This is a genomic window from uncultured Campylobacter sp. (genome assembly GCF_905372745.1).
In the GTDB taxonomy this organism is placed as follows: Bacteria; Campylobacterota; Campylobacteria; order Campylobacterales; family Campylobacteraceae; genus Campylobacter_A.
Genome location: NZ_CAJPQR010000012.1, coordinates 50,911 through 60,185, shown reverse-complemented (window position 1 = coordinate 60,185; position 9,275 = coordinate 50,911). Strand labels below are relative to the sequence as shown.

Here is a 9,275-nt window from a genome sequence, read left to right as displayed (position 1 = left end):
CTACTGCTAGCCAGCCTTGATCATTTATAGGGATTACTTTAGCCGTTACGTTTTGACCGCTTGTATTTACGTAAGCGATCAAGCCGTTATTATCGAACTTTTTGGCCGCATAGCCTTCGGCTACGGTTTTACTAGCTGTGCTAACCTTACCTATGCTAGAAAGGTCGGGATGTAGCAAAATCAATCCGTCGCCCTTCATCAAAAGTACGTAACCGTAGTCGGTTTTACCCATCGCGATTATCTTTTCGCCAAGATCCTTTACGTCTACGTCTATGCCTGCTACGCCCATAAATTTACCGTTTTTGTTTATCGACGTTACGAATGTTATAACCAAATCGCCCGTAGAAGCCTTTCTAGGCTCTAAAAATACCGCCTTGTTTTCCTTTACGGCGGTTTGATACCAGCCCCTAGTCCTTGGGTCGTAGTTGTCCGCTACGGTCGTTCTTTTGCCGTCTGATTGGAAAAAGTCGCCGTTTTCTTTAGCGAAATACACGTATTTGATATATGAACTCGCAAACTCCTTTTCTAGCGCAACCTTAGCCATTATCTCATCATCGTCGCCGACTGATTTTTCGAGCCTTGCGCTGATTTTACCCAGTATCTCAAGATGGTCGTTAAAAAACGAATTCGTCGTTATTTTAACGTCGTCTAGGATTTGATCTTGGGTTTGACCTACCAGTTCTACGACTTTATTTTCAGCCGTGTAGTAGCTGACTGCCGAAATAGCGGCGAATGAGACGAAGAGCGCAATGATTAGCATCAACGCGATCTTGTTCGTGATTGAGCGCATTTATTCTCCTTAAATTTATTGTAAGGTTTCATTTTACAACTTTAGCTATTAAATAAAATTAAAATTTAGCGTAAATTATCGACCATAAAGCAAATTTTAGTCCAAATTTAAAAAGGCGCAAAAGGTAAATTTAAGGATTTATCGCGAGAGGCAAAATGGCGGCAAATTCAAGCAAATTTACCGCGCGAGGTTAAATTTAAAAGCCCAGCTTAGAATAATCTCGCAAAAGCGGCGTAGATCAAACCGTCTCGCCGAGTCAAATTTAACCCGGCGAGGTTTTATCAAATTTAAGCCGCAGATTTTAGCTTACGGCCTCAAATTTAAGCAAATTTCGGATCGCTAAACGCCGTTAGCTCAGGCGCCTTACCCGTAAATTTCTCGATATTTACGAGCGCGGTGTGGCTAATGTTGCCATTAGCTAGCTTGCTAGTCGGGATATCGATAGTTAGGACGTTTGGCGAGCCGTTTTTGCAAAGACCCGCGTCAAATCCGTCGTACCATACGCCCTCAGCGAGCTTCACGACGCCCTCTTTGATATCTTGCGTCACCAAGGCACCCGCTAGCACTTCGCCGCGTGCGTTAAATACCCTAACCAAATCGCCCGTTTTGATACCTTTTTTCGCGGCGTCTTTAGGGTGTATCCAGATCGGCTCGCGGTTTGCGATCGCGTAGTTTTCGCGCAGAGAGGTTTGGTTTAGCTGCGAGTGGAGGCGATCGGTCGGATGCGGGCTTAGCATGTGTAGCTCGGCAGGTTTATCTTTCATACCTAGCCACTCGATCGGCTCAAACCACATCGGATGCGCGCCGCAGTCGTCATAGCCCATTTTCTCGATGGTTTCAGAGTAAATTTCGATTAGGCCGCTTGGCGTTCCTAGAGGATTTAGTACCGGATCCTCTCTAAACTCGCCAAATCTCACCCACGCATCGCTCTCAGGCGTCGAGGCAAAAGTTACCGGCTTATTTTCGTTCCAAAACTCCTCAAACGGCTTCATATCGGTTTCAAAATCAGGTATAGCCTTGACCTGCTCGTACGCCGCGCCGTAGTACTCTTTGATCCAGTCAAATTCGTCCTTGCCGTTGTCGGTGTAGGCTACGACTAAATTTTTAGCGTACGCTTTGCAAAGATCGGTGAAAATTTGATAATCATCGCGTGCTTCGCCGTATTTTTCCACGACTTGCTTCATCGGCACGATGTTCATATTCGAGTAGTCGCCCGTCATCGTGACGTCGTTGCGCTCGTATGCCGTAGTAGTCGGAAATACGATATCGGCCATCTTAGCCGTCGGCGTCCAATAAGCTTCGTTTACGACTACCGTGCGAGGTTTGCGCCACGCTTCTAGCAGGCGGTTCGTCTCTTGATGGTGGGCTAAAGGATTGCCGCCGACCCAGTAGATAAAGTCGATATCGGGATACGTGATTTTCTTGCCGTCGTGATCGATCACTTTGCCCGGATTTAGCAGAGCGTCTGCTATACGAGCGACCGGGAATGCATAGTTTGTCGCCTTTTGCAGCCAGCTTTGACCAGTGCCAGCTACTGCCGCAGCTTTAGCGACGAAGCGGCCGTTTGCGTCAAATTCTCCGCTATCGGTGCCGATAAACTCGCCCTCGTTGTTAAATTTACCCACGCTTGCGCTATTTACGCCGCCGATTACGGCACCCTTGCAAGTCGGAGCGCTGCCGTTTGAGTAGTGGTAGCTAAGGCCAAAACCTCCGCCCGGAAGCCCGATCTGTCCTAGCATCGCCGCTAATGTCACCATCGCCCAGTGCGGCTGCTCGCCGTGATGCGCGCGCTGCATACCCCAACCGCTCATTATCATCGTGCGGTTAGCTACGAAGGTATCGGCAAGCTCTTTTATGAGGCTTGCTTGAAGGCCGCAAATTTTGCTCGCCCACTCTAAATTTTTAGGCGTGCCGTCGGTTTTACCGAGCAGATACGGCAGGAATTTATCAAAGCCGCTCGTATAGGTCTCGATGAAGTTTTTATCGTATTTGCCGCTCTCGTATAGGTAGTGCATCATGCCTAGCATCATCGCAGTGTCGGTGTTTGGCACCGGAGCTATCCACTCGGCCTTATCAAAGTACTGCGCCGTTTCGCTTCTTATAGGGTCGATTATTATGACTTTTATGTCGCTGCGTTTTTTTAGTTCTTCAAAGTACTTAAAGCCCTGCTCGTCGGTGCTAGTCCACGCTATGCGAAGGGTTGCCATCGGGTTTGCGCCCCAGATGACGACTACTTTTGAGTTTTCTAGTACCACAGGCCAGCTGGTTTGCTGCTCGTAGACCTCTATGCTGCCTACGACGTGAGGCATGATGATCTGGCTAGCGCCCGTAGAATAATCGCCAAGAGACCCCACGAATCCGCCGCTAAGGTTCATAAATCTATGAAGCAAAATTCTCGAGTTATGCACGTTGCCGCTTGATTTCCAGCCGTAACTACCCGCAAACACGCCCTCTAGCCCCTTTTGTTTTCTCGTCTTTTTTAGCTCTCTAGCTACTAGTTTTATCGCGTCCTCGTAGCGTACGCGGACCCATCCGTCTTTACCTCTTAGTTCGGGTTTTGGCGAGTCCGGATTTTCTAGGTAGCTTTTGCGTACCATAGGGTATTTTATACGCGATTTATAGACCATATCGGCGGTGTAGTGCTGCAACGGATTATACACTTCGCTCGTTTTTTGAAACGGCTCTGATTTTACGATCTTGCCGTCTTTGACGCTAACCTTTAGCATGCCCCAGTGAGCGGCCGTTAGCACCTCGCCGCTACGTACGTTTGCCGTATTTAGCTCGGCGCCGAGTAAATTTGACGCCGTTACGCTAGAAAACAAAGGAGCCGCTGCAAGCGCCGCTCCGCCTTTTAATACATTTCGTCTTTGTAGGTTCATTTTTCTCTCCTATTTTTTACTTCGCAGACTGGCAAAGCCAGTCTTTACGACGGGGAGCTACGCTCCCTCGACCCACCTAAAGTCCCTACTGCGTAGGGTACCCTGTTTTTACTTCTCGGTCGAACGAAGTCCGACCTCCGAGCGGAAGCGCAAGCGCTCCCTGCACCCACCTGAAGCACAAAATCGCGTGTCAGCGATTTTGTATCTTTTTCAAATCTCACCGCTTTTTTAGAAGCGGTGTAAATTTTGTTTTTACTTCTCGGTCGAACAAAGTCCGACCTCCGAGCGGGAGTATAAATACTCCCTGCACCCACCTGAAGCACACCGCTTCTTTTAAAAGCGACTTTAATTCGGCTTTTTATTAGCCAACGAGCCGCGCCTTGGCACGGATCAAATTTAAGCTTTTACGCTCAAATTTAACCGCCCTCTCGTCCGGCGAGTCAAATTTGACGGCTAAAAGCCTCGTTCGCGCAGCCTAGCCCGCAAAGTAGTCGCTCAAATTTAGCGCGCATCTCGTCTTACGCGCTAAATTTACCATCCGCCAAACCTTCAAATTCGGCGTTTTAAAAACAGCCGCTTTGCCGCGACTTTTATAGGTTTAGCTCCCGCAAATCTCGTCCATTTGCGAGTGCGCTAGGCGTAAATCTTCGTCAAATTTACGCGCCGCTTTTTACTTTTTTGCTACGTTCACGTCGGCAGAGTGCTTTTGCAAGTACTGTATCACCAGCCACTCGTCGTCTTTGCCGATCGCCGTTCGCGCGATCATCGATTTTAGCAGGTTAGGCCACTGATTTGCCTTGTAGTGCGTGGTTTGATGCAGCGAATGGCACGCTCCGCAGCTCTCTTTGTAAAGTTCGCCGCCCTTAGCAAAAAGCCCGCCTAGATCGCTCGTGAAGCCGTCTTTTTGCGCATAGACCACGGTCTCAACCTCGTCCCATTTGCCGTTAGCGCCCTTTTTTACAACCTTTATATCAGGCGTCGCGGTTTTGGCAAACGCCACGGCGATGACGCGCTCGGAGTCGCTAAAATAAACAACGTTGCTAACGGCGGGATTTTGGTAGCCTTTAACGGAGATTTTCACGCGGTCGCCCTGCGTGGCTAAAATTTTAACCCCGTTCGTCGGCAAGAGCCTGCCTATGCTTTTTTGCGACGTCGCATCGGCGTAAACGTCTTTTACCGACGGGCTATACACCTCGCCCGCTGCAAAGAGCGAACAGGCTAGCAAGCTTGATAGTAGGATTTTTTTCATTTTTCTCCCTTAAATTTAAGATGTAAAAGGATTATATAAGAAAAGTATGATGAAAGTATGATTTTATGAAAATATAATTTTATATTTGCGCGGTTCATGCCGTAAATTTGCAAGCAAAATTTGCAAATTTAGCGGTAAAAGTTTACGAAAAAATACTAATCTCGGTTTTAAATTTTAAAAGCGAATTCAGCGAGGTTATTGAAAGCAAAATTTAAAGCGGCAGCCCGCAAAACGCCCGAAATTTAGGAGGGTTCGCGAGCCAAAAAATCCTACTCCGCGCTATAGCTTGAGAGCATATCAAAAGTAGGCGCGAAAAATAGCGCTCCGGTGACCGGCGTGCTAAAATCAAGTAGTCTATCCGAGTTGCCGCGCGGCTCGCCGATAAACATCTTATTTAGCATCGCTTCAACCGTCGAAAACGTGCTAGCATACGCGATAAAGTACGTCCCCGTCAAGCTTCCCTCGACAAAAGGCATATTTCCGCGAACGACTTTTTTATCATCTCCTACGTTTGCCGCGGCGGAGTGCGAGTTGCTAGGCTTTTCATCCTCGCTCATCTCGATGTCGTCTGCTTTCGTGCGGCCGATGACCTTTTCTTGCTCGCTCACGCTAGTTGCATTCCACTCTCTCATTTTGTGTTTATATTTTTGTACAAACACATAGCTTCCACCCTTAAATTTCGCGTCCTCGTCGCCGACTTTGGCAAAATAATCCCTATCCTCGCCGTTTGGATTTTCAGTTCCATCCACAAATCCAATAATCGCTCTGCCGTCGTGGTATTTAAAACCCTGAGTTTCGTCTGCGAGCTTGGCAAATTTAAAAAGCTCGGCCTTTATGTTTTGCGCCATATCAAAGCAGTCCGCAGCGTCTAACGCCCTAATATGCACGTGGATATCGCCCGCAGTGCTCACGGCTTCGTGCTTGTCGCCTTTTATAGCTTTAAAATTTACAAGCTCTTTTGGTAGCGGTTGCGGGAGTCCTAGTTTTATCCACGCGTCGCGTCCGACCGCGATAACGCAGTTTACGTTCGCCTCCGCGCCAAACCTTACTTTGGCCGTTTTGTTTAAATTTACGACCAAAGCGCAAAGTCTTTCAAAGCCTTTTTTACAGGCGTTTTCGTCGCCGCCTAGCAGCCAAGTTTGAAAAACGGTGTTATTTCCGGGCGCCTGTGTTACTTCTTGCGAATTTATTTGCATTTTTTCTCCTTAAAATTTTAGCACGATTATACCTAAATTTTAGGGCGGCGGCGAACGGGCGCCGTATTTTTAAGCGCATTATTATCTAAATAGAGTAAAATCAACTCGCCTTTATTCTCGCATTAACCCAAAATTTCCGCAAATTTAATTCAAAAGAGTAAAAATGTTAAAAATTAAACGCATAAACGAAAGCGATTTCGAGCGGATTTTCGTATTCGGCGACCTTCACGGCTGCCTTGGACTATTTGACGCGATGCTTGAAAAGATAAATTTAACTAAAAACGACCTAATAGTAATCCTAGGCGATAGCTGCGACAGGGGCGAGGATAGCATCGGGCTATATCTGCGCTACGCCGAGCTCATCGCGCAAGGACGGCAAATTTTACACGTTAGAGGCAATCACGAAGATATGCTTTATAAAGCTATTTTTGAGGATGACGCGCAGATTTACTACACGTGGATAAATAACGGCGGCGAAGAGACGATAAAAAGCGCAAAGGCTCACGGATTTACGGACATTCCGCCAGCGGTTAAAGAGTTTATAGAGCAGATGCCTCACATAATAAGCTCCGAGCAAAGCATATTCGTTCACGCCGCGTATAATCCTAAAATTTCGCTAGAACGCCAAGACGAGGACTTCGTGATGTGGCGAAGGGCGCCGTTTTGGCAAGAAAACGACGCGGGCAAAAAGATATACTTCGGACACACTCCAAATCGCGACAACGAAATCCATGATAAAGGAAACGGCGTGTTTGCGATGGACTGCGGCGCGGTATTTTTCGGGCGGCTGGTTATAATAGAAATAAAAAGCGGCGAAAAATTCGAGGTAGGTTTAAGGAGGCGAAAATGACTTATTTTACGTCGGATTTACATTTCGGACACGCAAATATCATGAAATTTCATCCAAATTTTAGGCAATTTCAAAACATAAACGATATGGATAATACGCTAATCCGCCTTTGGAATTCGCGCGTAAATCCCTGCGACGAGGTTTATAATCTAGGCGATGTCAGCTTTCACAAGGACTTTGAGCAGACGCTTAAAATTTTAAAACGCCTAAACGGCAAGCACGTATTGATTTTGGGCAATCACGACCAAGAAATTCGCAAGCGCGCGGACGAGCTTTTAACGATACGCAAAAACGATAACAACGCGCTGTTTGAAGAGATTTGCGACTACAAGGAGCTGGCGCTGAAACACGGCGGCGAGAGTTTTAGGCTCGCGCTTTTTCACTATCCCGTCTGCGAGTGGAACGGCGGCCATCACGGCGCTATCCATCTCTACGGACATATCCACGCAAACGTAGCGAAGATAAAGGGCAAGGCACTAAACGTCGGCTACGACCTGCACGGCAAAATTTTAGAATTCGGCGAAATTTTGGACTTCGTAAAGGATTTGCCGCCCTACTCGCACGGAGGCAATCAATTCGGCGAAAATGAGGATGAGGGCGTAAGAGCGCAAAAGATCAAAGGCTTTTTACGGCTAATCAACAAGTGACGCTAGATCAAATTTCGCGTAAAATTTTAAGTAGTAAGCCAAAATCGCCGTTTTGACGGACGGATTTAAATTTTTTACCGCAAGGCAAATCGGCGCGAACAAGAAAAAAATAGCCGCAAACTAGGCGCGCAGAGCGCGGTAACCGCAAAGCCGGCCGATAAAAGACGGATTTTAAGCGCCTTGTATTGCTTAAATTTGAGCCGCTCGTTTAATCTTACGCGCTCAAATTTTGCCGCCGCCTTGCTAAGGGTCGGCGATCCTAAAAATGCGCCGAATTTTATTTTTAAAGCCGTAAAACACAAAAAGCTTAATCTTTAAAATTAAATTTAGCTTTTTACTTTTGAACTTCAAACGTAGCAGATTTTACTCACCGTTCGTCCGCCTTGTCCGTCTAAAATCAGCGCATATCCGCTGCCCTGCGCATTTTGGATGAGTTCGGGGTAGAGTTTTTTGCGTAGTTTATACACAAAGCTTCGTATCGCGTCGGCCGTGCAACTACCCTCCTGCCAGACGTACGCCTCGATCATCTCAAAGCTCACGACGCGGCCTTGATTTTTTAGGAAAAGATGTAGTAAATTTTGCTCTTTTTTCGTTAGCGCCACGGGCCGGCCGTCCTTTGTTAGCTGCCTGCTAAAGGCGTTAAATTTAAAGCCGTTTTTTAGATCAACCTCCGCAAAATCGTTTTTAAATTTATTCGCCGCAAAGCTCATTTGCATGATTAGATCGCGCTTTTCAAACGGCTTTTTTAGCACGCCAAAACTCCCTAGCTCTATCGCGCTAAGCACGTTCTCGTCGTTACCGTATGCAGTAAGAAAAATAATAGGCACGTCTTTATCCAGCCCCCTGATGCGAGCCGCCATCTCAAGCCCGTTCATATGCGGCATGTTGATATCAGAAAGCACTAAATTTATGCCCTTTGCTTCAAAAACTTCCAGCGCCTCTTTTGCGTTTGCGCAGGCGTAAACCTCGCTCACGTAGTTTTCGACCGATATTTTGATGCTTTCGCGCAGGCTCTCGTCGTCCTCGACGATGAGCAAATTTACACCGTTTAAGATATTTTTTATTTTGCTATACACGCTAGCCTCGTTTCTTGCTTGTCTTTCTTAAGTTTGCAAACTAATTTTTAAATTTATCGCCTCATCTAAATTTCGCCTAAAAATAGCGTAAATTTAGTCGGATTCGCCGCACTTTCAAGCTCCAGAGCGCCGCCTAGCTTTTTTACGGCGAGCTCTCTAGCTACGTTTAGCCCCGTGCCCGTGCCCATATTTTTCGTCGTAAAAAATGGCTCGAAAATTTTATCGCTATCCGCCTTAACCCCGCCGCCGTTATCACTCACGCTCACGCAAAATAGCCCGCCCGCTCTCTTTAGCTCGATTAAAATTTGCGGCGTATCACGTCCACTTTCAACCAGCGCGTCCTTAGCGTTTGAGAGCAAAGAGAGCAAGATCTGCCTCACGTAGCTAGCGACGCTTTTTAGCTCGCATTTGCCGCTACTGCTAGCAAATTTTAGCTCGATACCGTGAGAGTTTAGCTCGGGCCGCACTATCAAAATAAGCTCGTTTATGATATTAACGAGATCAAATTTCGCCGCCCCCTCGCCGCTGGCGTAAAAATTTCTAAACGCCTTTATCGTTTCATCCATTAGCCTTAGGCTCTTTTTGCAG

General features: G+C 47.0%; 8 protein-coding genes. 2 read left to right on the top strand and 6 right to left on the bottom strand.

Annotated elements, in window-relative coordinates:
- The 4 genes from QZ157_RS05165 to QZ157_RS05150 all read right to left on the bottom strand — a co-directional run.
- The coding region (locus QZ157_RS05165; protein WP_295142725.1) for a cache domain-containing protein at positions 1-790 on the bottom strand (790 nt) is incomplete at its 3' end.
- Between the two features lie 320 nt (positions 791-1,110).
- Positions 1,111-3,669, bottom strand: a complete 2,559-nt coding sequence (locus tag QZ157_RS05160; protein ID WP_295142723.1) for a molybdopterin-dependent oxidoreductase — start codon at positions 3,667-3,669, stop codon at positions 1,111-1,113.
- Between the two features lie 670 nt (positions 3,670-4,339).
- Positions 4,340-4,918, bottom strand: a complete 579-nt coding sequence (locus QZ157_RS05155; protein ID WP_295142721.1) for a cytochrome C — start codon at positions 4,916-4,918, stop codon at positions 4,340-4,342.
- 269 nt (positions 4,919-5,187) lie between these two features.
- Complete coding sequence (locus tag QZ157_RS05150; protein WP_295142718.1) at positions 5,188-6,114, bottom strand: Dyp-type peroxidase; 927 nt, start codon at positions 6,112-6,114, stop codon at positions 5,188-5,190.
- A 163-nt stretch (positions 6,115-6,277) separates the two neighbouring features.
- Between QZ157_RS05150 and QZ157_RS05145 the strand changes: the two genes are divergently transcribed.
- Both QZ157_RS05145 and QZ157_RS05140 read left to right on the top strand, forming a co-directional pair.
- On the top strand, positions 6,278-6,964 hold the full coding sequence (locus QZ157_RS05145) for a metallophosphoesterase (protein ID WP_295142716.1): 687 nt from the start codon (positions 6,278-6,280) through the stop codon (positions 6,962-6,964).
- A complete protein-coding gene (locus QZ157_RS05140; RefSeq protein WP_295142713.1) occupies positions 6,961-7,611 on the top strand; it encodes a metallophosphoesterase family protein in 651 nt (216 codons plus the stop codon). The genes QZ157_RS05145 and QZ157_RS05140 overlap by 4 nt, the downstream gene beginning before the upstream one ends.
- A gap of 347 nt (positions 7,612-7,958) precedes the next feature.
- Here QZ157_RS05140 and QZ157_RS05135 read toward each other — a convergent pair whose 3' ends face one another.
- Together QZ157_RS05135 and QZ157_RS05130 are read right to left on the bottom strand one after the other, a co-directional pair.
- A complete protein-coding gene (locus QZ157_RS05135) occupies positions 7,959-8,687 on the bottom strand; it encodes a response regulator transcription factor (RefSeq protein WP_295142711.1) in 729 nt (242 codons plus the stop codon).
- Positions 8,688-8,752: 65 nt separating this feature from the next.
- Positions 8,753-9,253, bottom strand: coding sequence for an ATP-binding protein (locus QZ157_RS05130; RefSeq protein WP_295142709.1), 501 nt, complete (start codon positions 9,251-9,253; stop codon positions 8,753-8,755).
- Positions 9,254-9,275: the final 22 nt, after the last annotated feature.